Here is a 26,481-nt window from a genome sequence, read left to right on the forward strand (position 1 = left end):
GGGCAGTGTAGCCAGCCGCTGTTCCGCCGAAGCCGCCGATGACGCCGAGCGCCTCTTCCACCGACCTCCCCGCCCCCCGCCGCAGGCCTTGGCGCGCACTGGCCCTGCTGGCCGCGGCGGTGGCGCTCGCGCACGTGCTGCTGCTGGGCCTGCTGCCGCTGGGCAGCGAGCCGCCGCCCCTGCCGCTGGCCCACAGCTTCAGCACGCGCGAGGTGGTGATCGCTCCCCCCGCACCGGCAGCGGCCGCGGCTGCGCCTGCACGCGCCGCGCCGCATGCGGCGCCCCGGCACCCCGTTCACCGGCCCGCGCCGGTGGCGGCGCCGCGCCCGCTGGCCGAGCCTGAACCGCCAGCGCCCACCCTGCCCGCCGTCGAGGTGGCCACCGCGCCGGAGCCGGCCCCCTCGGCGCCCGCCCCGCAGGCCGCGGCGTCCGCGCCCGCCGAGGTGGTGTCGGCCGACACCGACAACGGCGGCGGATCGCAACGCGGCGGACTGCTCGGGCCGGGCGGCGGCGATGGCACCGGCGGCAGTGGCGACGCTCCCTCGGGCCCGACAGCCGGCACGCCCACGGCCGGCGCCACCGTGCCGCTGCAGCTGCCGGGCTCGGTGAAGCTCGACTTCGACGCCACCGGCCAGCAGGGCATGCAGCCCATGTCGGGCGTGTTCGGCGAACTCACCTGGCTGCAGGACGGTGACCGCTACAACGCGCGGCTTTCGCTCAAGGTGCTGTTCCGCACCATCCGGGCGCAGACCAGCGAGGGCCGCATCGGCCCGCAAGGCATCGCGCCGGAGCGCTTCTCGGACCGCCGCCGCAGCGAGGTGGCCACGCATTTCGTGCGCGACACGGGCGAGATCGTCTTCAGCAGCGCCAACACGCGCGTGCCGCTGCAGCCGGGCGCGCAGGACCGCCTGAGCATCCTGATGCAGCTGACGGCGCTGGTGGGCGGCGACCCGGCGTGCTACACGTCCGGCCGCACGATCAGCCTGCAGGTGGCGGGGCCGCGCGATGCCGATGTGTGGACCTTCCGCGTCGAAGGCGACGAGACCGTCGCCACGCCCTCCGGTGAGCACCTGGCCCGCCGCCTGGTTCGCCTGCCGCGGCGCGAGTACGACCAGAAGATCGAGGTCTGGCTCGCGGCCGACCTCGGCTGGCTGCCGGTGCGCATCCGCCAGACCGAGGCCAACGGCGACTTCGCCGACCTGCAGTTGCGCAGCGCCGACAAGGCCCAGTGAGATGCGCCGCCGCAACAGCGGCGCCCCGCGGGAGACCCTTTGCGGACGGCCCCGCGATGCGCCGCGTACATTAGGGCGGCGCATTGGCCCACACGAGATCGGCAGCTCTTGAATCTGGCGCATTGATTGCTAAATACATGACCATGTCCCTCATCGACTCTCTGAAGCACCCAGCCATGCACATGCTTTACGACTCCGACAGCTTTGTCGTCGTCCACGTGCAGCCGGAGGAAGGCAGCCGCCCCGCCGGCAGCCATCCGATGCTGTCGCGCGACGGCTTCGAGATCGTGGACAAGCGCTCCGGCAAGGAGGTCTACCTCGACGGCTCCTGGGCCGAGCTGTTCCAGCAGCAGATCGCCGCCTGGCAGGAAAACACCCCCACCCAGGAAGAGGTGGAAGACACGCTCGAAGGCTATGCCGAGCTGGCACAGAACCCGGTGCTGATGCACTGAGATGCGCAACTCCAGGTTCTGCCGGCCGAAGCCGGCAGCGCCAGCATGACAAAGGCCCGCATCGCGGGCCTTTTGCTTTTGCAGCGCCGGCCTCAACGCCGTGCGTAGATCCGCTCGAACAGCGGCCCCGTCAACAGCAGCACAGCCACCAGCCGGCAGACCTGGAAGGCCGTCACCACCGGCACCCCCAGCTGCAGCACCTTGGCCGTGATCGACATCTCGGCGATGCCGCCCGGCGAAGTGCCCAGCAGCAGCGTGGTCCAGCGCAGGCCGGTGGCCCAGGCCAGCACCTCGGCAAAGAGGGCACAGGCGCCGATCATGGCCAGGGTGCCGGCGGCTACGGAGGCCAGCCAGCGCGGCGCGGTGTGCACGAACTCCCGCGAGAAGCGCACACCCAGGCTCACGGCGATCACCAGCTGCGCCGCATTCGACAGCCACTGCGGCACGGCCGAGGGTGTCACGCCGTTCATCGAGATGCCCGCGGTGACCAGCAGCGGGCCCAGGAACCACGGATTGGCCCGCCCCAGCCGCCGCATCAGCCAGGCACCCGCGGCCGTGGCCCCCGCCATCAGCGCGAAGCCGCCCCAGCGCACCTCGCGCAGGGCGGCAGGCACGCTGTCCAGCCCGTGCAGACCCGCCCATTGCAGGCCGAAGGGAATGCTGACCGTCACGATCACCAGCCGCAGGCTGTGGGCGGCGGCCACCAGATCGGTGCGCGCACCCGCCCGTTCGGACAGCAGCGTCATCTCCGACGCGCCACCGATGGCACCCGCAAAGTAAGTGGTGGCTCTCAGCGTGCGCGGCGGCAGCTGGGGCATGTGGCGCGCGTGAACCCGGTCCAGGCAGAGCCCGAAGACGGTGCCGAGCGCCAGCGCCCAGGCGATGGCCAGCACGATGGCCCACCACAGGCTGGCCACCAGCGCCGTCACCTCGGGCGTGAAGTACAGGCCCAGAGCCGCGCCGATGGTCCACTGCCCGCCGTTGCGCAGCGGCGCCCAGCTGGCGGTGGGCAGGCCGGCCATCGAGGCAAAGGACACGGCCAGGATGGGCCCGATCATCCAGGGCAACGGGGTGTGCAGAAGAAGGCACAGACCGGCGGCCGCCAGGGCCAGCAGCAGCGTGCCCAGCACGCGCAACACATAGGGAGGGGGGCGCCAAGCAGCGGCAGCGGAGGACGGCACGGGAGGCGAGGGACTGGAATGAAGCGGAAAGAAAGCGAATCGCACGGACAGGCAGGCCGCCGACGGTGCACCTAGTATCCGCGGCATGCTGTCTCCCCTGCCCCTGCTTTGCCGCTGTGCGGCTCTGTCGATGGCGGCCCTGCTCGCCACGGGCTGCGCGGGCCTGGCCGGTTCCGCGGCGGATGCCCCCGACGCCCCGCTCTCCCGCCGCCTGGACGCACTGCTGCCCGCGCAGGTGCTGATCCTTGGCGAGCAGCACGATGCCGACGCCCACCATGCGCTGGAGCGTGAGACGGTGCGGCAGCTCGCCGCCCGCCAGCGTCTGGCGGCCGTCGCGCTGGAGATGGCCGACAGCGGCCGCAGCACCGCCGCGCTTCCGACGACCGCCACCGAGGCGCAAGCCCGCGCCGCCCTGGCCTGGAACGACCGCGCCTGGCCCTGGTCTGCCTACGGCCCGGTGGTGATGGCCGCCGTGGGCGCCGGCGTGCCGGTGCTCGGCGCCAACCTGCCCCGCGCCCGCATGAAGGACGCCATGGCCGACGTCTCGCTCGACGCCCAGCTGCCGCCGCCCGCCTGGCAGGCCCAGGTGGCCGCGGTGCGCGAGGGCCACTGCGGCCTGCTGCCCGAATCCCAACTGCAGCCCATGACGCGGATCCAGGTCGCCCGCGACCGCGAGATGGCGCGCACTGTGGCGCAGGCCACGCAGGCGGCGGCGCCCAGCCGGGTGGTGCTGCTGATCACCGGCGCCGGCCATGCCGACCCGGCGCTGGGCGTGCCCCAGCACCTGCCGACCGACCTGAAGGTGCGCAGCGTGCGCATGGCCGCAGGCGGCGCGGGTGCCGACCGCCAGCGCTTCGACGCACTCTGGGCCACATCCGCCATGCCGCCCAAAGACTATTGCGCCGAGCTGCGCAAGCCCGCCGCGCCGGCCAGACCCTGAGGGCGGCGCCGGGGCCGCTCAGCGCCCGCCCTCGCCCACATAGGGAATGGCGTGCTCCACCGTGTCCCAGATGAAGCGGCCCGAGGGGCTCTGCTGCTCCTCGACGATGTGCGCCACCAGCCCGGCCGCGCGGGAGATGACGGCGAAGCCGCGCATCACGCCCGTGGGCACGCCGATCTCGCCCAGCAGTGCAGCCACTGCGCCCGTGGCGTTGATGGTGATGGGCCGGCCCGCGGCGGCGTCGACGGCGGCCGAGAGCATCTCCAGCGCGCGGATGTGGCGGCCGGCCAGCTCGGGCTCGGCACGGCCGAGTTCCAGCAGCTTGTAGGCGCGCGGGTCCACCGGCTTGTGCAGGTGGTGGCCGAAGCCGGGTACGGCGCTCTTCTGCGCCCTGTGGTGCTGGGCGATCGCGTCGGCTTCGGCCTGCGGATCCTCGGCCGCCATGATGCGGTCGAGCAGGCGCGAGCAGTTCTCCATGGTGCCCACGAAGGAGCTGCCCACAGCCAGCAGGCCGGCGCTGACGGCGCCCTGCAGGTTCTCGGGCGCGCTCATGTAGATCAGCCGCGTGGCGATGGCGCTGGGCGTGAGGCCGTGCTCCATCAGCACGATCAGCACCACGTCGGTGATGCGCATGTCCACCGGGCGCGGCGTGCGGCCGAGGATCTGCATCAGCATCACCTCGGTGAAGGTCTTCTGGCCCATCAGGTCCTGCACCAGGTCCGCGTCGCGGTAGTGCAGGCTGGTGAGGGTGTGGGTGCACAGGCGGGTGACGGGGGTGGCGTTCTTGTCGGTCATCGGTGTCTCCGTGGAGGGGTCAGTTGGCGGCCAGGGCGGCGTCGCGCACGGCGGTCTTGAGCACCTTGCCCACCGGCGAGCGCGGCAGGCTGGCATGGAAGTGGATGCGCTTGGGCGTCTGCACCGGCCCCAGGCGCTCGCGCACGAAGGCGATCAGCTCGGCCTCGCCCACATCGGCGCCGGGGCGCAGCTGGACCGCGGCCTGCACCGTCTCGCCCCACTTGTCGTCGGGCAGGCCGAACACGGCGCATTCGTGCACCGCCGGGTGCTGGCCCAGGGCGTTCTCCACGTCCACCGGGTAGACGTTGAAGCCGCCGGTGATGACCATGTCCTTGAGCCGGTCCTTCAGGAAGAGGTAGCCGCGCTCGTCGATCAGGCCGCGGTCACCGGTGTGCAGCCAGCCGTCCACCAGCGTCTCGTCGGTCTTGTCGGGCAGGCGCCAGTAGCCGGTCATCAGCAGGTCGCCGCGGGCCACCACCTCGCCCACCTCGCCGGGCGGCAGCAGGCGGCCGTCGGGCGCCATGATGGCCACGTCGCTGAACCAGGTGGTGCGACCGACGGCGGGCCAGTTGCGCGGGTCGTCGAAGTCCTCGGGCCGCATCACGGTGAGGATCTGCGGCGCCTCGGTCTGGCCGTAGGTGGTGCCCAGCACCGGGCCGAAGAAGTCGCGCACCTGGCGGATCTTCTCGGGCGGCATCGGGGCGCCGCCGTAGATCAGACGGCGCAGCTGGGGAAAGTCGTCGCGGCTCGCCTCCGGCAGCGCCATCAGCATGTAGACCAGCGTGGGCGGCATGAAGCAGGCGGTGCCGCCGCGCTCGCGGAAGGCGGTGCGCACGGCCTCGGCGCCGGCGCCCGCCAGCAGCACATGGCAGCCGCCCTGCGCCAGGATGGGCAGCAGGTAGGTCGAGGTGCCATGGGTGATGGGCGCCGCCACCACGTACCGCTCGTGCTCGTCGAAGCCCCAGGCATGGATCTGGTTGGCGATGGTGGCCATCCACGCGCGGTAGGGCTGCATCACGCCCTTGGGCAGACCGGTGGTGCCGCCGGTGAACTTGATGGCCTGCGTGGCGTCGCCGGGCAGCGCCAGGCGCGGCGGCAGCGCGCCCGCATGGGCCTGTTCCAGCGCCTGCAGCGTGGTGGCGCGGGCGGGTGGCACCGCATCGCCCGTCAGCACGCGGGCACCCGGCGCGCCGTCCAGCAGGTCGGCATGGGCCTCGTCCAGCACCAGGATGGAGGGCTTGGTGGCATCGACGATGCGGCGGATCTCCGGCCGCGTGCTCTTTGGGTTGAGCGGCACCCACACCTTGCCGCAGGCCAGCACGGCCAGCAGCGCGGCGATGTGATCCGTGCTGTTGGCGGCGCAGAGGCCCACGCGGCTCTGGGGCGCCGGATCCAGCGCCATCAGGCCGGCCGCCAGGGCGGCGACGCGGGCGGCCAGCGCGTCGTAGCGCACGAGGCCCTCGGGCGCGTCGATGGCGGTGCGCGCAGGCCAGCGCTGGGCGGCCCGCCAGAAGAAGTCGATGGGGTACATGGTCAGGAAGGAAAACGGCCCGCTCGGGCGTGATGCAGGGCGCGGCGGCGGGATGCGCGCGCCACGCCTGCGCTTACTGGGCGCTGGCGCCCGAGGCCTTGACGACCTCGCGCCAGCGCTGGATCTCGGCCGCGGCGAAGGCGCGCGCCTGCTCCGGCGTGCCGCCGGCGGGCGTGGCCGCCAGGTCCTGCAGCCGCTGGCGCACATCGGGCGCGGCCAGCACCTTGGCCAGGGCGGCGTTGAGGCGGTCGATCACCGGCCGCGGCGTGCCGGCCGGCGCGGCCAGGGCGAACCAGGACTGCACGTCGAAGCCGGCGTAGCCCGACTCCGCCAGCGTGGGCACGTCGGGCAGCTGCGGCAGGCGCTGGGCGCTGGTGACCGCAATGGCGCGCAACTTGCCGGCCTGCACATGCGGCAGCGACGAGGGCGCGTTGTCGAACATCGAGTCGACCTGGCCGCCCATCAGGTCGGTGATGGCGGGCGCGCTGCCCTTGTAGGGCACATGCAGCATGTTGAGGCCCGACTGCATCTTGAACATCTCGCCCGACAGGTGGATGGACGAGCCGGCGCCAGACGAGGCGAAGGTGAGGCCCTCCTTCGACGCCTTGGCGTGACGCACATAGTCGGCCACCGAGCGGATCGGCAGCTTGGGATTGACCACCAGGATGTTGGGGATCTTGGCCATCAGGCCCGCCAGCTCGAAGTCCTTCACCGGGTCGTAGCCCAGCCTGGGATAGAGCGAGGCATTGATGGTGTTGGCGATGGTGTAGACGTAGAGCGTGTAGCCGTCGGGCGCGGCGCGGGCCACGATCTCGGCGCCGAGGTTGCTGTTGGCCCCCGCGCGGTTGTCCACCAGCATGGGCTGGCCCAGCTGCTCGCTCATCTTCACGGCCACCAGGCGCGCAACGACGTCGGTGGCGCCACCGGCGGCATAGCCGACGACGAGCCGGATCGGCTTGGTGGGCCAGGCCTCCGGCTGGGCGGCGGCTGGCGCCGTCGCGCTGCCGAGCACCACGGCAGCGGCCAGGGCGGCCAAGGTGAACAGGCGGCGGCCGGCGCGTTGCGGGCGCAGGGCGGGCCAGGGCGAGGGACGGGGCGAGGATGCAGGCATGGTCGGTGTCTCCGTGATGTTCGAATGCCGGAGCCCGTCGGCGCAGCGCGCGATGCGCGGCACACTGCAGGCTTTTGGATGGGCGGATTCTTGGAGATGGCCTCCCGAAACACGAACGAAAACGTCCGGCAGCCGGACGATCCCGCCGAGGCCACGGAAGACCCCGGCAGCCGCACCCTGCGCCGCGGCCTGCAGATCCTGGACGCCGTGATGGCCCGGCCCGAGGGCCTGCGCGTGGTCGACCTGTGCCGCGCCACCGGCCTGGAGCGGGCGCCGGTCTACCGGCTGCTCGCCACGCTCAAGGAAGGCGGCCATGTGGCGCAACGCGGCCGCTTCCTCTACGTGCCGGGCCCGCGCTGGGGCGCGATGCAGCCTGCGGCCCGGCAGCCCAACATGGCGGTGCAGTTGCAGCCGGTGCTCGAACGCGTGAGCCGCGCCTGCGGCGATGCGGCCTTCGCCATCGTGCGCGAGGGTGCGGCCTCGCACTGCATCGCGCGGCAGGTGGGCACGCACCCGGTGCAGGTGCTGGTGATCCAGGTGGGCACGCGCCAGCCGCTGGGCGTGGGCGCGGCCGGGCTGGCGCTGCTGGCCGCCCTGCCCGATGCGCAGGTGGACGAGGTGATCGCCGCCAACGCCGCGCAGCTGCCGCGCTACGGCGGCATGACGCCCGAACGTCTGCGGATCCTTGTGCGGGCCACGCGCGAGCGCGGCTGGTCGGTCATCGGCAACCATGCCACGCGCAACGTGCTGGCCGTGGGCATGGCGGTGCGCAACGCGCGCGGCGAGGCGGTGGCGGGCATCAGCGTCGCCTCCACGCTGGAGCGCATGCCGCGCCAGCGGCAGGAACTCATCGCCCGCAACTGCCGGGCCGCGCTGGCGGCGCTCTCGCCGGGCGAGCTCTGAGCCCCGCCGACCGCGCCGCTGCGCCCGCCGACGCCCCGCTGCCGGCGCTGCGACAATCCGCCCCCTCATGAGCGCGTACATCCTGACCCTTTCCTGCCCGGACCGCCGCGGCATCGTGCATGCCGTCTCGGGCTTCCTGATGGAGCGGGGCGGCAACATCGAAGAGGCCGCCCAGTACAACGACCATGGCACGGGCCTGTTCTTCATGCGCGTGCGCTTCGCCTGCGAGGGCGTGCCGGAGGCCGAGCTGCGCAGTCAGCTGGCCTCGCTGGCCGACGGCTTCGGCATGGCCTGGAAGCTGCACCCGGCCCAGCAGCCGATGAAGACCGTGCTGCTGGTCAGCAAGGAAGGCCACTGCCTCAACGACCTGCTGTTCCGCTGGAAGAGCGGCCTGCTGCCGGTGGACATCCGCGCCATCATCAGCAACCACCGCGACTTCTACCAGCTGGCCGCCAGCTACAACGTGCCCTTCCACCACATCCCGGTGACCGCCGCCACCAAGGCCCAGGCCGAGGCGAAGCAGCTGGAGATCATCGAGGCCGAGGGCGCGGACCTGGTGGTGCTGGCGCGCTACATGCAGATCCTGTCGAACGAGATGTGCGGCCGGCTGGCCGGCCGGGCCATCAACATCCACCACAGCTTCCTGCCCAGCTTCAAGGGCGCCAAGCCCTACTACCAGGCGCACGACCGCGGCGTGAAGCTGATCGGCGCCACCGCCCACTACGTGACGGCCGACCTGGACGAAGGCCCCATCATCGAGCAGGACGTGGCCCGCGCCGACCACACCGACACCGTCGAGGACCTCACGGCCCGCGGCCGCGACACCGAAAGCCTGGTGCTGGCCCGCGCCGTCAAGTGGCACAGCGAGCACCGCGTGCTGCTCAACGGCCACCGCACGGTGATCTTCCGTTAGCCCTCCTCCTCGCGACCCCGCCATGAACGCTCCCACCACCTCCGCCCGGCAATCGAACTTCCAGCGCGCGGAACGACAGGCCCAGGTGGTGCGGGCCCTGGGCGCCCTGCTGCCCGCGCATGCCCTGCTGTGGCAGGACGAGGACACCACGCCCTACGAATGCGATGGCCTCACCGCCTACCGCCAGCGCCCGCTGGTGGTGGCCCTGCCCGAGACCGAGGCCCAGGTGCAGGCGGTGCTGCGCACCTGCCATGGCCTGGGCGTGCCGGTGGTGGCGCGCGGCGCGGGCACGGGCCTCTCGGGCGGCGCGATGCCGCACGGCGAGGGCGTGACGCTGTCGCTCGCCCGCTTCAACCAGATCCTGAAGGTCGACCCTGTCGCCCGCACAGCCACCGTGCAGTGCGGCGTGCGCAACCTGGCCATCAGCGAGGCCGCCGCGCCCTACGGCCTGTATTACGCGCCCGACCCCTCCAGCCAGATCGCCTGCACCATCGGCGGCAACGTGGCCGAGAACTCCGGCGGCGTGCACTGCCTCAAGTACGGCCTGACGCTGCACAACGTGCTGCGGGTGCGCGGCTTCCTGGCCGATGGCGAGCAGGTGGAGTTCGGCGGCGAGGCGCTGGACGCGCCGGGCCTGGACCTGCTGCCGCTGGTCGTGGGCAGCGAAGGCATGCTGGCTGTCACCCTTGAAGTCACCGTCAAGCTCGTGCCCAAGCCGCAGCTCGCACGCTGCATCATGGCCAGCTTCGACGATGTGCAGAAGGCCGGTGACGCCGTGGCGGCGGTGATCGCCGCCGGCATCATCCCGGCAGGTCTGGAGATGATGGACAAGCCCATGACGGCCGCCGTCGAGGACTTCGTGCATGCCGGCTACGACCTCACGGCCGCGGCCATCCTGCTGTGCGAATCCGACGGCACGCCCGAGGAGGTCGATGAGGAGATCGGCCGCATGAGCGAAGTGCTGCGCGGCTGCGGCGCCACGGCCATCGCCGTGAGCCAGAGCGAGGAAGAGCGGCTGCGCTTCTGGAGCGGCCGCAAGAACGCCTTCCCCGCCTCGGGCCGCATCAGCCCGGACTACATGTGCCTGGACTCGACCATCCCGCGCAAGCGCCTGGCCGACATCCTGCTCGCCATCGCGGAGATGGAGAAGAAGTACGGCCTGCGCTGCTGCAACGTCTTCCACGCCGGCGACGGCAACCTGCATCCGCTGGTGCTGTTCGATGCCAACGACCCCGACGAGCTGCACCGCTGCGAGCTGTTCGGCGCCGACATCCTGGAGACCAGCGTCGCCATGGGCGGCACCGTCTCGGGCGAGCATGGCGTGGGCGTGGAAAAGCTCAGCAGCATGTGCGTGCAGTTCACCGCCGAGGAGAACGCGCAGATGTTCGCGGTGAAGGCCGCCTTCGACCCTGCCGGCCTGCTCAACCCCGGCAAGGTTATCCCGACGCTGGCGCGCTGCGCCGAATACGGCAAGCAGGTGGTGCGCGGCGGGCGGCTGCCGCATCCCGAGCTGCCGCGGTTCTGATGCAGGGCTTGCGCGGCCTGGCCTGGCTGCTGGTCTTCCAGTCGCTGGGCGAGCTGATCTCTCGCGGCCTTCATCTGCCGCTGCCCGGCCCCGTGCTGGGCCTCTTGATGCTGCTGCCGGCGCTGCGCGTGGCCGCCATCCGCGAGGCAGTGGCCGTGTGCGCGCAGTTTTTGCTGTCGCACCTGTCGCTGCTCTTCGTGCCGGTGGGCGTGGGCGTGATGACGCACCTGGGCCTGTTCGCGGACTATGGGCTGCGCATCCTGCTGGTCGTCGCCCTTTCCACCTGGATCGGCTTGGCGGTCACCGCACTGGTGCTGCATGCCGGCCGCCCGAAGGAAGAACAGGAGAAGCGCTGATGCCCCACTTCGTCGAACTCTGGGTCTACCTCTCGGCCACGCCGCTGTTCGGCCTGACGGCCACGCTGGTCGTCTACCTGCTGGCGCAGGCCTTCTATGGCCGCATGCAGGGTGCGCCCTGGGCCAATCCGGTGCTGTGGTCGGTGGTGGTGCTGGCGCTGCTGCTGACGGCGACCGGGGTGAAGTACCCGACCTATTTTTCGGGGGCGCAGTTCATCCACTTCCTGCTCGGCCCCGCCGTGGTGGCGTTGGCCTGGCCCTTGTGGGAACGCCGGGCCGAACTGCGCGCGCGCGGTCCTCGCCTGCTGCTGGCCGCGCTGCTGGGCGGCGGCGCCGCGGGCGCATCGGCCGTGCTGCTGGCGTGGCTCTTCGGCCTGCCCAAGGATGTGGTGCTGTCGATGGCGCCCAAGTCGGTGACGGCGCCCGTGGCCATGGGCATCGCCGAGAAAATCGGCGGCGTGCCGGCGCTCTCCGCGGTCTTTGCCGTGCTGACGGGCATGGTGGGCGCGCTGACCGGCAAGTACCTGTTTGATCTTCTGCGCGTGCCTGCAGCCGGCTCGGGCTGGACCGCCCGCGGCTTTGCGCTGGGCACCGCCGCGCACGGCATCGGCGCCGCGCGGGCCCTGCAGGTGAACGCCGACGCGGGTGCCTATGCCGGGCTGGCGCTGGGCCTGCAGGTGGTGCTGGCTGCCCTGCTCATGCCGCTGATCTTCCGGCTCTTGGGTTGACGCACTACCCACAGATCGAAGCGCCGCGGAGCAGGCGACGCAAGTGCACCCGAGGAACTGGCTTCGCCAGGCCTCCGGGTGCGCCCCCTCCGAGCCGAAGGCGCCAGGGAGGGGGAGCCGCGAAGCGGCATGGGGGTGTCGTCAATACCGATTCGGGTTGTTCGGCCGGCGGTCGTGGCGATTCGGCACGCCGTCGCCGTCGCGGTCCCAACGGCCCCGGTTGTATTCCCAGCGGCCACCGCGCTCACGCCACTCCGGCGCGCGATAGGCGTAGCCCGGACGCGCCTTGACCCAGTGGCCCGGCGCCCAGACGTACTGGCCGCGACGGGCTTCCCAGTGCCCAGGCGCCCACACGAAGCCGCGACGCGGCGGGGGCATGCGCTCGGCGCGGGGCGGCGGGGGGGGCTGGCCGATCTGCACATTGATGACCGGCTGGGCCTGGGCGGAAGCCGGGACGGCGATGGCGCCCAGCGAAAGAAGGGTGGCGGTGCCCAGGGAGAGGGCGACGGCGGTGATGCTCTTTTTCATGGGTTGCTTCCTCATGAAGTGTTGGAGCCTCGATGGTGCGCCGCGGGTGTCAACGGCGCGTCAGCGCAAGGCAAATGCTTGTGTGAAGCTGTATCCCGCGCGAAAGGCAGCGCGAAGGCCGCACGGCTCGGCCCCTCATTCCCGCAGCAGCGGCACGTCGGCCACCTGCGCCATGGCCGCCGTGCCTGCCGCGTTGGGATGCAGGTGATCGCCGCTGTCGTAGCGCGCGGCAAGCCGGCGCCCATCGGCCGGGTCGCGCAATGCGGCGTCGAAGTCGACGACGGCCACGTCCTGCCGGCCGCGGATCCAGCGGTTGACCGCCTCGCGCTTCGCCTCGTTCGCCTCGCTCCAGTAGCCCGAGCCCTCGAAAGGCAGCAGTGTGCCCAGCAGCACCTTCAGGCCGCGCCCGCGGGCACGGTCGACCAATTGCTGGAGCCCGTCTGTGAGCGCCTGCGCGGTGGGCGGGTTGAAGCCCGGCAGCAGCTTGCCCTGGAAGGTGCCGAAACCGATGTCGTTGATGCCGATGAGCACCAGGACATGCGTCGCCCCGCTCTGCCGCAGGACGTCGGCGTCGAATCGCGAAATGCCGCTGGGCCCGGTGAAATCCGCCAGCAGGCGGTTGCCACCGATGCCGGCGTTGATCACGGCGACGGGCGTGTGCCCGGCGACACCCTGCAACCGCACACCCAGGCGCTGCGGATAGCGGGCCGCGTCGGCACCACTTTCCGCGCCGGAGCCCTCGGTGATCGAGTCGCCGAAAGCCACAAGGACATTCGCCGGCGTGGGCGGCGTGACGTCGAGGCCGGTGACGAACAGGTTCCACGGCTTGCGCTGGACGTCCTTCAGTTGCGCCGCGTCGGTCTGGTTGCCGGACGCCAGCCAGGCCCCATCCGGCGGCAGGCGATGCACCACGGTGGCGGGCACGGACTCGGCCAGCGCAAAGCTCACCACCAGGATTTGTCCAGCGCGCACCGCCAGGTCCGCGCCGTCCGTCCAGCGCTCCTGCCCGGCTGGCACCTCGAATGCGGCGCGGCCGCCAATCGCGAGGGGCTGCCGCGTGCCGGGCGACAGGTTGCCGCCCCCGGTGCCCAGGGCGACGGTGGCAGCCGCGATGCGCAGTGGCCTTTGGCCGAAGCGGTTGGAGAAGCGTACCCGCACCTGCTTGCCGTCCAGCGCCACGGTGAGTTGCTGGCGCACGGTGCCCTGCACCATCCACTTGGGTGCAGCCGGTACGCCGGGCAACTGCGGCAGGGCGTCGAAATTCTGGGGCGCGGCCGCCCAGGCGGCGGTCCAGCCCGGCGCGGCATGCGCACCCATTGCGGCCAGACCAAGGACGAGCGCGGCAGCAAGGCCCCGACAACGGAAGAGGAACATCGTGCAAGCCGCAGTGAAGAGCCCCGCACGATAGGCGCAGGCGCGGCGTCGCGCCTGCCAGGGCTCACCACGTGTCGACGTAGGGCTTGGGCGACTCCTGCACCCGACCGGCCGAGGCCAGGCCGCGCACCAGCCAGGCGCGGGTGTCCGCCGGATCGATCACGGCGTCGATCTCCAGCGTCTGCGCCATGTTGACGGCCTGGCCGTCGGCGTACTGCCGGTCGACCAGTTGCTTGAAGAGCGCATCGCGTTCGGCGCCTTCGGGCACCGCTTCCAGCTCCTTGCGAAAGCCCAGGCGCACGGCGCCTTCCAGGCCCATGGCGCCGAACTCGCCCGTGGGCCACGCGACGGTGAACACCGGCGCATCGAAGCCGCCCGCCGCCATGGCCTGCGCCCCCAGGCCGTAGCCCTTGCGCAGCACCACGGTGAAGTAGGGCACGCGCAGGTGCGAGGCCACCATGAACATCCGGGACACATGCCGCACCTGGGCCTGGGCCTCGACGTCCGGCCCCACCATGAAGCCCGGCGTGTCGCACAGCGCCACCAGCGGCAGGCCATGGGCATTGCACAGCTGCATGAAGCGCGCGGCCTTGTCGGCCGCTTCGACGTCGATGGCGCCGCCCAGGTGGCGCGGGTTGTTGGCCAGCACGCCCACAGGGCGCCCCTCGATGCGGGCCAGCGCCGTCACCATGCCGGCGCCGAAGCCGGCGCGCAGTTCCAGCAGCGAGCCGGTGTCCACCAGGCCGCGCATGACGGCACGCACGTCGTACACGCGCAGCCGGTTCTCGGGCACGGCCTGGCGCAGCAGGCGCGCGTCGCCGGCTTCCCATGTCGCCGTGCGGCCCTGGAAGTACGACAGGTACTGCCGCGCCGCGGCCGTGGCCTCGGCTTCGTCCTCCACCAGGATGTCGATCACGCCGTTGCGCGACTGCACCGCGCTGGGCCCGATCTGCTCGGGCGCGAAGCGACCCAGGCCGCCGCCTTCGATCATGGCGGGGCCGCTCATGCCGATGTTGCTGTTCTTGGTGGCGATGATCACGTCGCTGCAGCCCAGCAGCGCCGCATTGCCCGCAAAGCAGCGGCCGTGGGCGATGCCCACCACCGGCACCACGCCCGAGAGCGCGGCGTACTGGCTGAAGGTGTGGTTGTTGAGGCCGGCGACGATGGGCATGTCCACGTCGCCCGGCCGGCCGCCGCCGCCTTCGGCGAACAGCACCACCGGCAGCTTGAGCTGGTGCGCCAGCGCCAGCATGCGGTCCTTCTTGTGGTGGTTGCGCATGCCCTGGGTGCCGGCCAGCACGGTGTAGTCGTAGGCCATGACCACGCAGCGCGAGGCCTCGGCGCCGAAGAGCTCGGCATTGACGCTGCCGATGCCCGTCACCATGCCATCGGCCGGCGTGTTGGCGACCAGGTCCTCCAGGCTGCGGCGGCGGGTCTGCGCGGCGATGGCGAGCTGGCCGTATTCGATGAAATTGCCCGGATCCGCGTCCAGCGCGCACAGGTCGGCGATGTTCTCGCGCGCAGTGCGCCCACCCTGCGCATGGCGCTTGGCGACGGCCTGCGGGCGGTTGGCGTCCAGCGTGGGCGCATGGCGGTCGATCACACGCTGCAGGTCGGGGCGGATGTGGCCAGGGTCGACGGCAGCGCCCTGCTGCTCGCCGGCCTGCTGGGCGTCGACGGGCTCCAGCCGCACCAGCGGCTGTCCCTCCGCCAGATAGTCGCCGGCAGCGGCCAGCAGTGCGACCACGCGGCCGGGCTCGGCGGCGTGCAGCAGGTGCTCCATCTTCATGGCCTCCAGCACGCCAAGCTGCGCGCCGGCCGGCACCACGTCGCCGATGGCCACGTCGAACTGCACCAGTCGGGCGGGCATGGGGGCGCGGATGTGGACGAAGCCATCGTCCGGCTCGTCCTGGGTCCCGGCGACGGTCTTCTCAGCGGACGGCACAGGCGCGACCGCCATCGCCTCGGCCGCCGTCAGCAGCTCGCCCAGGTGCGCCTCGACGAAGCGCGTGTGCACGTCCTGCTGTCCGAACTCCGGCCGATCGCCGATGGCGCGCAACAGCGGCAGGTTGGTGGCCATGCCCTCGATGCGGCATTCGGCCAGCGCGCGCAGGCTGCGCCGCCGCACGTCGGCAAAGTCGCGGCTGCGGCTGGCGACGATCAGCTTGGCCAGCAGCGTGTCGTAGTGCGGCGAGGGCGCCAGACCGGCATAGCCGTGGGTGTCCACCCGCACGCCGGGGCCCGAGGGCAGGTCGAAGCGCGCCAGCCGCCCAGCCGACGGGCGGGCGTTGCCCTGGGCATCCAGCGTCTCGGCATTGATGCGCCACTGGATGGCGTAGCCCTGCTGCGCGGCGGTGCGCCCGGTGTCGATGCCGAGCGTGCCCAGCCGCTGACCGGCCAGCACGGCCAGTTGCAGTTGCACCAGGTCGAGCCCGGTGACGGCCTCGGTCACCGTGTGCTCCACCTGCAGACGCGGGTTGGCCTCGATGAAGACCCAGGGCAGCATGGCCGAGCCCTCGTCCACCAGAAACTCGAAGGTGCCCAGGCCCAGGTAGCCCACGGCCTGCGCCATGCGCAGCGCCGCCTGTGTGAGGGCGGCACGCAGGGGCTCGGACAAGGTCGGGCTGGGCGCGATCTCCACCAGCTTCTGGAAGCGGCGCTGCAGGGTGCATTCGCGCTCGCCCAGGCTGGCGACCGATTCACCGTCGCCCAGCACCTGGATCTCGATGTGGCGTGCGCGTGGCATCAGGCGCTCGACGTACACGCCGTCCACACCGAAGGCCGCGCGGGCCTCGGAGACGCAACGGGCATGGGCGTCGGCCACGTCCTCCGCACGCAGCACGGCGCGCATGCCCCGGCCGCCGCCACCGCCGATGGCCTTGATCATCACGCCCGCGCCGTCCTTCGCCTGCTCGGCGAAGAAGGTCTGGGCTTCCTGCAGTGTGACCGCGCCGGCACTGCCCGGCATGACCGGCACATCGCATTGCTGGGCCAGGGCGCGGGCGCGCGCCTTGTCGCCGAACAGCGCCAGCTGCTCCGGCGTCGGCCCGATGAAGACCAGCCCGGCCTTCGCACAGGCCTGCGCGAAGTCGGCCCGCTCGCTCAGGAAGCCATAGCCGGGATGCACCGCATCGCAGCCCTGCGCGTGGGCGATGGCCAGAAGCGCGTCGATGTCGAGATAGGCGGATGGCCCGGTGGCCGCCAGTGGCACGGCGACATCGGCCAGCTGCGCATGCAGGGCCTGTGCATCGTCCTGCGCATGCACGGCCACGCTGGCGATGCCCAGGTCCTGCAGGGCGCGCACCAGACGCACGGCGATCTCGCCGCGGTTGGCGATCAGAACTTTCTTGAACACGGGGAGGACCTCAGAAGGGGTGAGTGACTCAGTCGATGTCTTTCAGCAGGCGCCGCAGCACCTTGCCCGCGCCGGTGGCCGGCAATGCGTCGATGAAGCGCACCTGCCGCGGCACCTTGTAAGGCGCCATGTTGTCGCGCGCCCAGGCCACGATGGCCTCGGGCGTGGCCTCGGCGCCCGGCTTGCGCACGATGAAGGCCTTGACCACCTCGCCCTTCTCGGCATCGGGCTGGGCGATGACCGCGGCCTGGGCCACGGCCGGATGCTTGATGAGGATGGTCTCGACCTCCTCGGGGAAGACGCTGTAGCCCGAGACCTTGATCATCTCCTTGAAGCGGCCGATGAAGCAGAGGTAGCCATCGGCATCCAGCTTGCCCATGTCGCCCGTGTGCACCCAGCCGTTGCGCAGTGTGGCGGCGGTGGCCTCGGGCTTGTTCCAGTAGCCCTTGAAGGTGCCTTCGCTGGTCAGCACGATCTCGCCCACCTCGCCCGCAGGCAGGTCGCGGCCGGTCTCGGGATCGAGGATGCGGATGGTCACGCCCGGCGCCGGCACGCCCTGCGTGCCCCAGCGCGGCGCATGGCGCGGCGTGTAGGTGTCGCAGGTGTGGGTCTCCGACAGGCCGTAGGCGGCTTCGTGCGAGGTGCAGTGGGGGGCGAAGCCCTGCCACTGCTTCGCCAGCGGCTCGGTGAAGGCGATGCCGAAGCTGGTGACCGGGTTGACCTTGAGGCTGGACAGGTCGAAATCGCGCGCATCCGGCAGCTGCATGCAGGCCACGTTCATGGGCGCGATGCTGTACCACCAGGTGACCTTGTGGCGGTCGATGGCCTGCAGCACCGCATGCGGGTCGAAACGGTGCAGCAGCACCTGCGTGGCGCCCACCAGCACCGGCACGTTCACGGCCATCAGCATGCCGGCGATGTGGTACAGCGGCGCCACCGACAACAGCACGTCGTCGGCCTGCACGCCGTTGCAGTCGGCCGCGATGCGCGTCTTGAACAGGGCGTTGCCGTAGCTCAGCATCGCGCCCTTGGGCAGGCCGGTGGTGCCCGAGGTGTAGGTCATGAGGGCCACATCGTCCAGCGACAGCGCGACCGGGGCAGGCTTCGCATCGCCAGCGCTGGCCTCTCGGAAGTCCTCGCAGCCGGCAGGCACGGTGCGCGACTCCTTCATCGCGGCCTGCAGTTCGGCGGGCAGGTCCAGCACCGGCTCGGTGGGCAGCAGGTCGGCATAGTGCACGACGAAGACATGGGCCAGGTGTGGCGCCTCGGCCTGCACCTGCTGCACCACGGGCAGCAGCGGCGCGGCGGCCACGATGACGCGCGCCTTGAGGTCGCCCACCTGGTAGGCCAACTCATGGGCCTTGTTGAGCGGACCGCTGGGGCAGACGATGGCGCCGATCTTCTGGATGCCATAGTGGGCCACCAGGTACTGCGGACAGTTGTTGAGGAAGAGCACCACCGGCTCGCCCTTGGCCACGCCCAGCGCCTGCAGCCGGGCGGCGAAGGCGTCGCTCGCGCGGTCGAGCTCGGCATAGCGCATGCGGTGGCCGTACCAGTGGCAGGCGACATGGTCGCCGCGCTCGCGCGCATGGGTGCGCAGGTACTCGTGCAGGGGCTGGCGGGGGCGTTCGGGCAGTGCGTCGGCCGCAGTGCCGGGGTGGGTATCGAGGCTCATGGGTGTCTCCGTGGCGTCTGCCGATCAGGGTTAGCGATAGCGCATCGAACCCTGTCGGCCCTTGTCTTGCGATGCATGGTGCACGAACAATCCTACCGATGGGTAGAACATCGGAGACACCGCACAAACCCAAAGCCGCAGCGCCGCGCGGGCCGGCCGGCCGCCTGCCCGCGGAAGGGGCGACGCGCACGCACGGCAATGGGCGGCAGCGTTCGGCGACGGCCGGCACCGACGTGCAGCGCGAGCGCATCCTGCAGGCCGCCACGCGGCTCTTCGCGACCCAGGGCTACGCCAACACCACGCTGGCGCAGGTGGCGCAGGCGCTGCAGGTGACCAAGCCCTTCATCTACTACTACTTCCGCGACAAGCAGGAGCTGTTCGAGGTGCTGTCGTGGCGGCCCACGGTGGACTGCTTCACCGCGCTGGACTTCGCCGACGACGACCCGCGCCCGGCGGCGCAGAAGGTGCAGGAAGGCCTGCGGCGGCTGATCCGCGCCACCGTCATGCACTACCCGGCGGCCTTCTTTCCCTACCGCGAGCCGCAGGTCTACCGGCCCGAATACAACGCCGCGATGAAGAAGCTGGCCCATCACTTCTACGACAAGCTCACGCCGCTGCTGGAGCAGGGCCGGCGCGACGGCGACCTCGACTTCAACGAGACGCGCATCACCGCGCTGGCGGCCTGCAGCCTGCCGGGCTTTCTGTACAGCTGGTACCAGCCGGGCGGCCGGCTCGGCCCCGAGCAGATCGTGGACGAGCTGACCGTGCTTGCCACGCGCGTGATCGGCTTGCGCACGCGCGCCGCCTGATCCTTCCATGCCAACGACAACGAACGGAGACACACCATGACATTCCGCGCCCGGCTTGCGCCGCTGGCCACTGCCCTTCTTCTTGCCGCCGGGACTGCCTCGGCGCAGGACGGCAAGGTCTACAAGATCGCCTACATCGACCCACTCTCCGGGCCCTTCGCCAACGTCGGCGAGCTGATGCTGGCCCATGTGCAGTACGCCGTGGACGACATCAATGCCAAGGGCGGCGTGCTCAAGGGCCAGGCCAAGCTGCAGCTGCTGCAGTTCGACAGCAAGCTCTCCGCGCAGGAGAGCCAGAGCGCCCTTCAGGCCGCCATCGACCAGGGCGCACGCGCCATCGTCACCGGCGGCTCGGGCTCCTCGGTGGTGACGGCGCTGGTGCAGGCCGTCAACCGCTGGAACCAGCGCAACCCGGGCAAGGAGATCCTGGTCCTCAACCATTCCTCCATCGACCCCGAGCTCACAGGAAAGGCCTGCAGCTTCTGGCACTTCCAGACCGAGGCCAACACGGCGATGAAGATGAAGGCCCTGGCCAACTTCATCAAGAAGACGCCCGACGTGAAGAAGGTCTACCTGCTCAACCAGGACTATGCCCACGGCAAGCAATGGGCCAGCTACGGCAAGCAGCTGGTGGGGCTGGCCCGGCCCGACGTGCAGTTCGTGGGCGAGGCGCTGCATCCCATCGGCCGGGTGAAGGACTTCGCGCCCTACGTGGCCAACATCAAGGCCTCGGGCGCCGACTCGGTCATCACTGGCAACTGGGGCCAGGACATGACGCTGCTGCTCAAGGCCGCGGGCGATGCCGGCTACAACCTCCGCTACTTCAACCACAGCGCCGGCTCGGTGCCGGGTACGGTGCTGGCCGTGTCGCAGGCCAAGCTGGGGCAGCTCACGTGGGTGGCCGAATGGCACCCGGGCCAGGCCGACAGCCCGCGCGTGGATGCGCTGGCCAAGGCCTACAAGGCCAGGATGGGCAAGGACTTCCTGGCGCCGCGCATCGACATGACGCCGCGCCTGCTCGCCGCCGCCATCGACAAGGCCGGCAGCACCGAGACGGTGGCCGTGGCCCGCGCGCTGGAAGACCTGAGCTTCGACTCGGTGGTCGGCCCGGTGCGCATGCGCGGCGAAGACCATCAGCTGCTGCTGCCACAGGTGGTCAACACCATCGCGCCGGTGGACGGCAAGACGGTCAAGACGGGCTGGGAGGGCACGAACTACGGCTTCCGCACCGAGGCGGTCTACACCGGCAACGAGCTGGCGCAGGGCACCGACTGCAAGATGGTGCGGCCGGGCGGCTGAGCCCGGCGTGTCCCGGCGGCCTGTGCCACCGTTGTCGGCATTGGCTGGCATGCGGTCTTCACTGTCCGTGCCTAGACTGGGCCGATGCAAGCCACCTTCGACCCCAGTGCCAGCCCCGCAGCCACCAGCGTGGCCCTGATCGGCGCACCCACCGACGTGGGTGCCAGCGTGCGCGGCTGCGGCATGGGACCGGATGCCCTGCGCGTCGCAGGCCTGGCCGAGTGCGTGGCCCGCATGGGCCTGACGGTGGTCGACCGGGGCAATCTGGCTGGCCCCGCCACGCCCTGGCGCGCGCCCGAAGGCGGGCTGCGCCACCTCAAGGAGGCGGTGGCGTGGAACCGCAGCGTGTACGACGCGGTCGACGCAGCGCTGGGCGCGGGCCATCTGCCTCTGCTGATGGGGGGCGACCATTGCCTGGCCATCGGCTCCATCAGCGCCGTCGCCTGGCATGCGCGCCGCCGTGGCAAGACGCTGCGCGTGCTGTGGCTCGACGCCCACACCGACGTCAACACCGAGGCCACCTCGCCCAGCGGCAATCTGCACGGCATGCCGGTCGCCTGCCTGCTGGGCCATGGCCCGTCCGCCCTCACCGGCTGGAGCGGCTTGCCGAGCGCATTGCAGGCCGATGCCCTGCGCTTCATCGGCATCCGCAGCGTGGATGCGCCCGAGCGCGACGCCATCCGGGCCCTGGGCCTGACGGTCTTCGACATGCGCCACATCGACGAGCACGGCATGCGCACCACCATGACCGAGGCCCTGCACGGCATGGACGAGGACACCCACCTCCACGTGAGCTTCGACATCGACTGCCTGGACCCGGACGTCGCGCCCGGCGTGGGCACCGGCGTGCGCGGCGGCCCCGGCTATCGCGAGATGCAGCTGTGCATGGAGATGATCGCGGACACGGGCCGCCTGGGCTCGCTGGATGTGGTGGAGCTCAACCCTGCGCTGGACGTGCGCAACCGCAGTGCGGAGATCGCGGTGGAACTCATCGAAAGCCTGCTGGGCAAGTCCACTTTGGCGCGCGGCTGAGCCACTGGGCGATTGGGCGCTCGGGCGTCTGCGTCACGTCTGCTGACAAAGGGCGTTGTTCCTACACGCTTCGTCGACCGCTCGGGCGACAGTGAATGTCGCGGGTAGCCCATAGTCGTATCACCCCTGCTGCGCCCGCTCTCACCCATGCCCGAATCCGCCTCTCCCCCTGGTTCTGCCCTGCGCGTCCTGGTTGTCGAAGACGATCCCGACGTGCTGCAGACCACGCTGGAGATGCTGAAGCTTCTGGGCCATTGGGCGACCGGGGTGAGCAGCGCCGAGACCGCGCGCGACCGCTACCTCGACGGCGCCTTCGATGTGGTGATGATCGATGTGGGGCTGCCGGCGCTGTCGGGGCTGGAGCTGGCCGAGGCGCTGGGCGTGCGCGATCCGGTGCGCATCATCTTTGCCACCGGCCGGCCGTCTCCACGCGAGCTGCCGGCCAACACGCAATGGCTGCGCAAGCCCTTCGGCATCGATGCGCTGGCCGATGCCCTGGCCACGCCGGCTAGCGGGGGGATGGCGTCGGCTTCGCCGCCCCCTCGGTGACGGGCGTGGCCACCGCCGGTTCGGTGCGGGCCAGGTAGCGCTCCAGCAGCGCATAGAAGCCTTCGTAGAAGCGGTCGTCGGTGAGCGTCTGGCTGGCCACCTTGACCATGGCGTCGTTGCTGGAGGTGAAGGGCAGCGACAGCGACCCGAAGGCCCCGACGCCCACGCTCGCCGAGTTGTTGACCTTCTTGAGCCCGTAGCGGTCCTGCACCGCGGTGGCGAAGGCGATGGCGGCAGGCTGGCCGTTGTCGCCCTGCTCCTGGGCGCAGACCACGCGGAACTCGACCTCCACATGCACCTCGCCCTCGGGCTGGAAGCTCTTGCGCCCCGTCACCTGCTCGGCGGCCGCCGCGGTGATCATGTAGCCCTGGCTCAGCAATGCCCGCCGCGCCGCCTCGCAGGTCTGGCCCACCGTGGCATCGTAGATGCGGGTGTGGGTGTTGGTCGCCTCGAAGTCCTCGGTCGCCAGGTCCTTGGCACCTTTGCCCTTCGGCGCGCTGCCGCAACCGGTCAGCAAGGCGGCCAGCACCACCATCCCCACGGCGCTCCAGCCGCGCCCCGCTTTAGTTCGCATCGTCGTCATCCCGCAAGTGTCGCCCGGCCGACGGCCGGGGCGTGGCTTGGATGCCGCGAGATGGGCCCGGTTCCCCGTAGCAGCCCCGTCCCGCTGCCGTGCTGGACCCAAGCGCGCCACACCGCACCGCGCGACTTCCACCGCCGGTCTGGCCCGCGCTCCCTCGTGCCGGGAGGGCCTCGGAGCAGGCCACGCCAGTGCACCCTGGGAACCGGCTTTGCCGGGCCCGCGGGTGCGCCCCTTGAGGGGGATGGGTTTTCTACACGCAGTGAGAAAACCAAACGGGGTGGGTCATGGATACAGCCCGCGTTCCTGGCGCGCGGCCAGGATGCGCTCGCACGCCACCGCGAAGGTCGCAGTGCGCAGTGCGATGTGGTGCTCGTCGGCCTTGTTCCAGATGTGCTCCAGCGCGCCGACCATGATCCGGTCCAGCCGCTGGTTGATCTCGTCCTCGGTCCAGAAGAAGCTGGAGAAGTCCTGCACCCATTCGAAGTACGAGACCGTCACGCCGCCGGCATTGCAGATGACGTCGGGCACCACGAGCACGCCACGCTCGGCCAGGATGTCGTCGGCCTGCGGCACCGTCGGGCCGTTCGCGCCTTCGAGCACCAGGCGGGCCGTGATGCGACGGGCGCGCTCGGCGCTGATCTGGCCTTCCAGCGCGGCCGGGATCAGGATGTCGGTGGGCACGTCCCAGAAGGCCTCGTTGTCCACCTGCTCGCCAGCACCGAATCCCGCGATGCCGCCGGTGCGGCGCGAATGGGCCATCAGCGCCGGCATGTCGAAGCCGCCTTCGTTCACCAGGGTGCCGGTGTGGTCCTGCACGGCCACCACCCTGGCGCCCGCCTCGGCGAACAGTTCGGCCGCCACCGAACCCACGTTGCCGAAGCCCTGAACGGCCACGCGCGCGCCCTGCAGCGGCAGGCCCAGGCGGCGCGCCGCTTCGCGGCCGGTCACGTACACGCCCCGGCCGGTGGCCTTGACCCGGCCCAGCGAGCCGCCCAGGTGGATCGGCTTGCCGGTGACCACGCCCGTGGCGGTCGAGCCGGTGTTCATCGAGTAGGTGTCCATCATCCAGGCCATGATCTGGCCGTTGGTGTTGACGTCCGGCGCCGGAATGTCCGAATGCGGGCCGATGATGAGGCCGATCTCGCTGGTGTAGCGGCGGGTCATCTTCTCCAGCTCGTTCTGCGACAGCTTCTTGGGATCGACGCGGATCCCGCCCTTGGCGCCGCCGTAGGGCAGGTTGACGGCCGCGCACTTGACGGTCATCCAGGCCGACAGGGCCATCACCTCTTCCAGCGTGACGTCGGGGTGGAAGCGCACGCCGCCCTTGCCCGGGCCGCGCGACAGGTTGTGCTGCACGCGGAAGCCCTCGAAGTGGGCGATGGTGCCGTCGTCCATCTCGATCGGCACGTCCACGATCAGCGCACGCTTCGGACGCTTGAGGGTCTCGGCCCAGCGGCCCAGGTGGCCGAGGTAGGGCACCACCCGGTCGACCTGCGACAGGTAGGTGCCCCAGGGGCTGGTGGAGGACGGGTGGACGTACGAGAGTTCGCTGGACTGCTGCATGGTGAGGAGGCCTCGGTGGTGCGGATGGCCGCGACGATAGGCCGGCCGCCCGCGCCGCGCCAGTGGCCATGCAGCCGGCGGCGGACCTTATGCGCGAGCGGCAAGGCGGGGCGCCCGGGCGCTCGATCAGTCCGGCCGCCTCGCCGCCGGGCCCTGCATCAGGCGGCCGGCGCGGCGGCGGCCCCGGCGCGCGGCCGGCCGCCGAAGATGGCCGTGCCCACCCGCACCATCGTGCTGCCGGCGGCGATGGCCGATTCCAGGTCGGCACTCATGCCCATCGACAGGGTGTCCAGCGGCAGGCCGAGCGCGTCGCGCAGCCGGACGGCCAGATCGGCCACCTCGGCGAAGACCGCCCGCTCGGCCGCGGCATCGGGCTGCGGCTCGGGAATGGCCATCAGCCCCCGCAGCGCCAGCTGCGGCAGCGCCGCCACCTCGCGTGCCAGCGCCACCGCCTCCTCGGGCGCCACGCCCGACTTGTTGGCCCCGCCGTCGATGTTGACCTGCAGGCACACCTGCAGCGGCGGCAGACCGGCCGGCCGCTGCTGCGACAGCCGCTGGGCGATCTTGAGCCGGTCCACGCTGTGCACCCAGTCGAACTGCTCGGCCACCGGCCGCGTCTTGTTGCTCTGCAGCGGGCCGATGCAGTGCCATTCGAGCTGCGGGCGCAGGTCGCCGAGGGCGGCGATCTTGTCCAGGCCTTCCTGCACGTAGTTCTCGCCGAAGGCCCGCTGTCCGGCGGCAAAGGCGTCGCGCACCGCCTCGGGGCCGAAGGTCTTGGAGACGGCCAGCAGCCGCACGCCGGCCGGATCGCGGCCGGTCGCCTCGCAGGCGCGCACGATCCGTGCATGAACCTGCTGGAGCTGCTCACTCGTCGTAGTCATAATTGCTGAAACCGTTTCAAAACGTCACGAAGTCTAGAGAGGTCGCGCGTGGACATCACCCAGTTGCTGGCATTCAGCGTCAAGAACAAGGCCTCGGACCTGCACCTCTCGGCCGGCCTGCCGCCGCTGATCCGCGTGCATGGCGATGTGCGCCGCATCAACCTCGACCCCATGGAGCACAAGGAGGTGCATGCCATGGTGTACGACATCATGAACGACGCGCAGCGCAAGCATTACGAGGAGTTCCTGGAGATCGACTTCTCGTTCGAGATCGAGGGCCTGGCGCGCTTCCGGGTCAATGCCTTCAACCAGCAGCGCGGCTGCGCGGCGGTGTTCCGGACGATTCCGTCGAAGGTACTGACGCTGGAGCAGCTGAATGCGCCGCGGATTTTCGGCGAGCTGGCGCTCAAGCCGCGCGGGCTGGTGCTGGTAACGGGGCCGACCGGCTCGGGCAAGTCGACCACGCTGGCGGCGATGGTCAACCACCTCAACGAGACCGAGTACGGCCACATCCTGACGGTGGAGGACCCGATCGAGTTCGTGCACGAGTCCAAGAAGTGCCTGATCAACCAGCGCGAGGTCGGGCCGATGACCCTGAGCTTCGCCAACGCCCTGCGCTCGGCGCTGCGCGAGGACCCGGACGCGATCCTGGTGGGCGAGCTGCGCGACCTGGAGACCATCCGCCTGGCGCTCACGGCGGCCGAGACGGGCCACCTGGTGTTCGGCACGCTGCACACCTCCAGCGCCGCCAAGACCATCGACCGGATCATCGACGTCTTCCCAGGCGAGGAGAAGGAGATGGTGCGGGCGATGCTGTCCGAATCGCTGCAGGCGGTGATCTCGCAGACGCTGTGCAAGACCAAGGACGGCGCCGGCCGCGTGGCGGCGCACGAGATCATGCTGGGCACGCCGGCCATCCGCAACCTGATCCGCGAGGCCAAGGTGGCGCAGATGTACTCGAGCATCCAGACCGGCCAGAGCATGGGCATGCAGACGCTGGACCAGTGCCTGGTCGACCTCGTGCGGCGCGGGGTCATCAGCGCGGCCGAGGCCCGCGGCAAGGCCAAGACGCCCGAGAATTTCCCAGGCTGACCCGGGGCGGCGCCCTTCCTCCATTCCCTGGGGCGCCCCCTCTGCCGTCCCGCCCGTCCCCCATTCCCACCTTT

The 26,481-nt window shown here is 71.0% G+C and carries 24 protein-coding genes; 13 read left to right on the forward strand and 11 right to left on the reverse strand.

Annotation, left to right across the window (positions count from 1 at the left end; genetic code table 11):
- The first annotated feature begins 38 nt into the window (after positions 1–38).
- Both ABIC63_RS15515 and ABIC63_RS15520 read left to right on the forward strand, forming a co-directional pair.
- Positions 39–1,232 carry a DUF3108 domain-containing protein gene (locus ABIC63_RS15515; RefSeq protein WP_354320409.1) on the forward strand — a complete coding sequence of 398 codons (1,194 nt, stop codon included), beginning with the start codon at positions 39–41 and terminating at the stop codon, positions 1,230–1,232.
- A 176-nt stretch (positions 1,233–1,408) separates the two neighbouring features.
- A complete protein-coding gene (locus tag ABIC63_RS15520; protein WP_076507731.1) occupies positions 1,409–1,684 on the forward strand; it encodes a BTH_I0359 family protein in 276 nt (91 codons plus the stop codon).
- 92 nt (positions 1,685–1,776) lie between these two features.
- On the opposite strand, the gene ABIC63_RS15525 is transcribed toward ABIC63_RS15520, so the two are convergent.
- Positions 1,777–2,865: an AbrB family transcriptional regulator gene (locus ABIC63_RS15525; RefSeq protein ID WP_354320410.1), complete on the reverse strand. Its 1,089-nt coding sequence runs from the start codon at positions 2,863–2,865 to the stop codon at positions 1,777–1,779.
- Between the two features lie 85 nt (positions 2,866–2,950).
- On the opposite strand from ABIC63_RS15525, the gene ABIC63_RS15530 reads away from it, so the two are divergent.
- Positions 2,951–3,805: a ChaN family lipoprotein gene (locus ABIC63_RS15530; protein WP_354320411.1), complete on the forward strand. Its 855-nt coding sequence runs from the start codon at positions 2,951–2,953 to the stop codon at positions 3,803–3,805.
- Between the two features lie 18 nt (positions 3,806–3,823).
- Here the strand turns inward: ABIC63_RS15530 and ABIC63_RS15535 are convergent, their stop codons facing one another.
- From ABIC63_RS15535 to ABIC63_RS15545, 3 genes are all read right to left on the reverse strand, one after another.
- Positions 3,824–4,600 (reverse strand): citryl-CoA lyase, encoded by a 777-nt coding sequence (locus ABIC63_RS15535; protein WP_354320412.1) that lies wholly within the window; start codon positions 4,598–4,600, stop codon positions 3,824–3,826.
- A gap of 19 nt (positions 4,601–4,619) precedes the next feature.
- Positions 4,620–6,131 (reverse strand): class I adenylate-forming enzyme family protein, encoded by a 1,512-nt coding sequence (locus ABIC63_RS15540; RefSeq protein WP_354320413.1) that lies wholly within the window; start codon positions 6,129–6,131, stop codon positions 4,620–4,622.
- 73 nt (positions 6,132–6,204) lie between these two features.
- Positions 6,205–7,242, reverse strand: coding sequence for a Bug family tripartite tricarboxylate transporter substrate binding protein (locus ABIC63_RS15545; RefSeq protein ID WP_354320414.1), 1,038 nt, complete (start codon positions 7,240–7,242; stop codon positions 6,205–6,207).
- A 96-nt stretch (positions 7,243–7,338) separates the two neighbouring features.
- Here ABIC63_RS15545 and ABIC63_RS15550 point away from each other — a divergent pair, with 96 nt between their 5' ends.
- The 5 genes from ABIC63_RS15550 to ABIC63_RS15570 all read left to right on the forward strand — a co-directional run bounded on the left by ABIC63_RS15550 (position 7,339) and on the right by ABIC63_RS15570 (position 11,667).
- Positions 7,339–8,145, forward strand: a complete 807-nt coding sequence (locus tag ABIC63_RS15550; protein ID WP_354320415.1) for an IclR family transcriptional regulator — start codon at positions 7,339–7,341, stop codon at positions 8,143–8,145.
- Between the two features lie 67 nt (positions 8,146–8,212).
- Positions 8,213–9,058, forward strand: a complete 846-nt coding sequence (gene purU, locus ABIC63_RS15555) for a formyltetrahydrofolate deformylase (RefSeq protein ID WP_354320416.1) — start codon at positions 8,213–8,215, stop codon at positions 9,056–9,058.
- 22 nt (positions 9,059–9,080) lie between these two features.
- Positions 9,081–10,583 carry an FAD-linked oxidase C-terminal domain-containing protein gene (locus ABIC63_RS15560; protein WP_354320417.1) on the forward strand — a complete coding sequence of 501 codons (1,503 nt, stop codon included), beginning with the start codon at positions 9,081–9,083 and terminating at the stop codon, positions 10,581–10,583.
- Positions 10,583–10,939 carry a CidA/LrgA family protein gene (locus ABIC63_RS15565; protein WP_017757071.1) on the forward strand — a complete coding sequence of 119 codons (357 nt, stop codon included), beginning with the start codon at positions 10,583–10,585 and terminating at the stop codon, positions 10,937–10,939. Before ABIC63_RS15560 ends, ABIC63_RS15565 begins: the two co-directional genes overlap by 1 nt.
- Positions 10,939–11,667, forward strand: coding sequence for an LrgB family protein (locus ABIC63_RS15570; RefSeq protein ID WP_114801418.1), 729 nt, complete (start codon positions 10,939–10,941; stop codon positions 11,665–11,667). Before ABIC63_RS15565 ends, ABIC63_RS15570 begins: the two co-directional genes overlap by 1 nt.
- Before the next feature lie 141 nt (positions 11,668–11,808).
- On the opposite strand, the gene ABIC63_RS15575 is transcribed toward ABIC63_RS15570, so the two are convergent.
- The 4 genes from ABIC63_RS15575 to ABIC63_RS15590 form a co-directional block, all read right to left on the reverse strand.
- Positions 11,809–12,195, reverse strand: coding sequence for a YXWGXW repeat-containing protein (locus tag ABIC63_RS15575; RefSeq protein WP_017757069.1), 387 nt, complete (start codon positions 12,193–12,195; stop codon positions 11,809–11,811).
- A 135-nt stretch (positions 12,196–12,330) separates the two neighbouring features.
- The gene (locus tag ABIC63_RS15580; RefSeq protein ID WP_354320418.1) at positions 12,331–13,512 is read right to left on the reverse strand and encodes an SGNH/GDSL hydrolase family protein; all 1,182 of its coding nucleotides are present in this window, start codon (positions 13,510–13,512) and stop codon (positions 12,331–12,333) included.
- Positions 13,513–13,633: 121 nt separating this feature from the next.
- On the reverse strand, positions 13,634–16,924 hold the full coding sequence (locus tag ABIC63_RS15585) for a carboxyl transferase domain-containing protein (RefSeq protein ID WP_354320419.1): 3,291 nt from the start codon (positions 16,922–16,924) through the stop codon (positions 13,634–13,636).
- Between the two features lie 28 nt (positions 16,925–16,952).
- Positions 16,953–18,599, reverse strand: coding sequence for an AMP-binding protein (locus ABIC63_RS15590; RefSeq protein ID WP_354320420.1), 1,647 nt, complete (start codon positions 18,597–18,599; stop codon positions 16,953–16,955).
- Positions 18,600–18,697: 98 nt separating this feature from the next.
- On the opposite strand from ABIC63_RS15590, the gene ABIC63_RS15595 reads away from it, so the two are divergent.
- From ABIC63_RS15595 to ABIC63_RS15610, 4 genes are all read left to right on the forward strand, one after another.
- Complete coding sequence (locus ABIC63_RS15595) at positions 18,698–19,408, forward strand: TetR/AcrR family transcriptional regulator (protein WP_354320421.1); 711 nt, start codon at positions 18,698–18,700, stop codon at positions 19,406–19,408.
- A gap of 36 nt (positions 19,409–19,444) precedes the next feature.
- Positions 19,445–20,707, forward strand: a complete 1,263-nt coding sequence (locus tag ABIC63_RS15600; RefSeq protein WP_354320422.1) for a branched-chain amino acid ABC transporter substrate-binding protein — start codon at positions 19,445–19,447, stop codon at positions 20,705–20,707.
- Between the two features lie 84 nt (positions 20,708–20,791).
- Positions 20,792–21,739 (forward strand): arginase, encoded by a 948-nt coding sequence (rocF, locus tag ABIC63_RS15605; RefSeq protein ID WP_354320423.1) that lies wholly within the window; start codon positions 20,792–20,794, stop codon positions 21,737–21,739.
- Positions 21,740–21,886: 147 nt separating this feature from the next.
- Entirely contained in the window at positions 21,887–22,288 is a 402-nt protein-coding gene (locus ABIC63_RS15610; RefSeq protein ID WP_294368047.1) for a response regulator, read from the forward strand.
- On the opposite strand, the gene ABIC63_RS15615 is transcribed toward ABIC63_RS15610, so the two are convergent.
- The 3 genes from ABIC63_RS15615 to ABIC63_RS15625 all read right to left on the reverse strand — a co-directional run bounded on the left by ABIC63_RS15615 (position 22,248) and on the right by ABIC63_RS15625 (position 25,315).
- Positions 22,248–22,862, reverse strand: a complete 615-nt coding sequence (locus ABIC63_RS15615; RefSeq protein ID WP_354320424.1) for a DUF2242 domain-containing protein — start codon at positions 22,860–22,862, stop codon at positions 22,248–22,250. The genes ABIC63_RS15610 and ABIC63_RS15615 overlap by 41 nt on opposite strands.
- A 291-nt stretch (positions 22,863–23,153) precedes the next feature.
- Positions 23,154–24,434 carry a Glu/Leu/Phe/Val family dehydrogenase gene (locus ABIC63_RS15620; RefSeq protein WP_354320425.1) on the reverse strand — a complete coding sequence of 427 codons (1,281 nt, stop codon included), beginning with the start codon at positions 24,432–24,434 and terminating at the stop codon, positions 23,154–23,156.
- A gap of 158 nt (positions 24,435–24,592) precedes the next feature.
- The gene (locus tag ABIC63_RS15625) at positions 24,593–25,315 is read right to left on the reverse strand and encodes a YggS family pyridoxal phosphate-dependent enzyme (protein WP_354320426.1); all 723 of its coding nucleotides are present in this window, start codon (positions 25,313–25,315) and stop codon (positions 24,593–24,595) included.
- Positions 25,316–25,363: 48 nt separating this feature from the next.
- On the opposite strand from ABIC63_RS15625, the gene ABIC63_RS15630 reads away from it, so the two are divergent.
- The gene (locus tag ABIC63_RS15630) at positions 25,364–26,407 is read left to right on the forward strand and encodes a type IV pilus twitching motility protein PilT (RefSeq protein WP_234193132.1); all 1,044 of its coding nucleotides are present in this window, start codon (positions 25,364–25,366) and stop codon (positions 26,405–26,407) included.
- Positions 26,408–26,481 lie beyond the last annotated feature (74 nt).

Origin of the sequence: Pseudacidovorax sp. 1753 (assembly GCF_040544975.1) — a bacterium.
GTDB lineage: Bacteria > Pseudomonadota > Gammaproteobacteria > Burkholderiales > Burkholderiaceae_C > Xenophilus.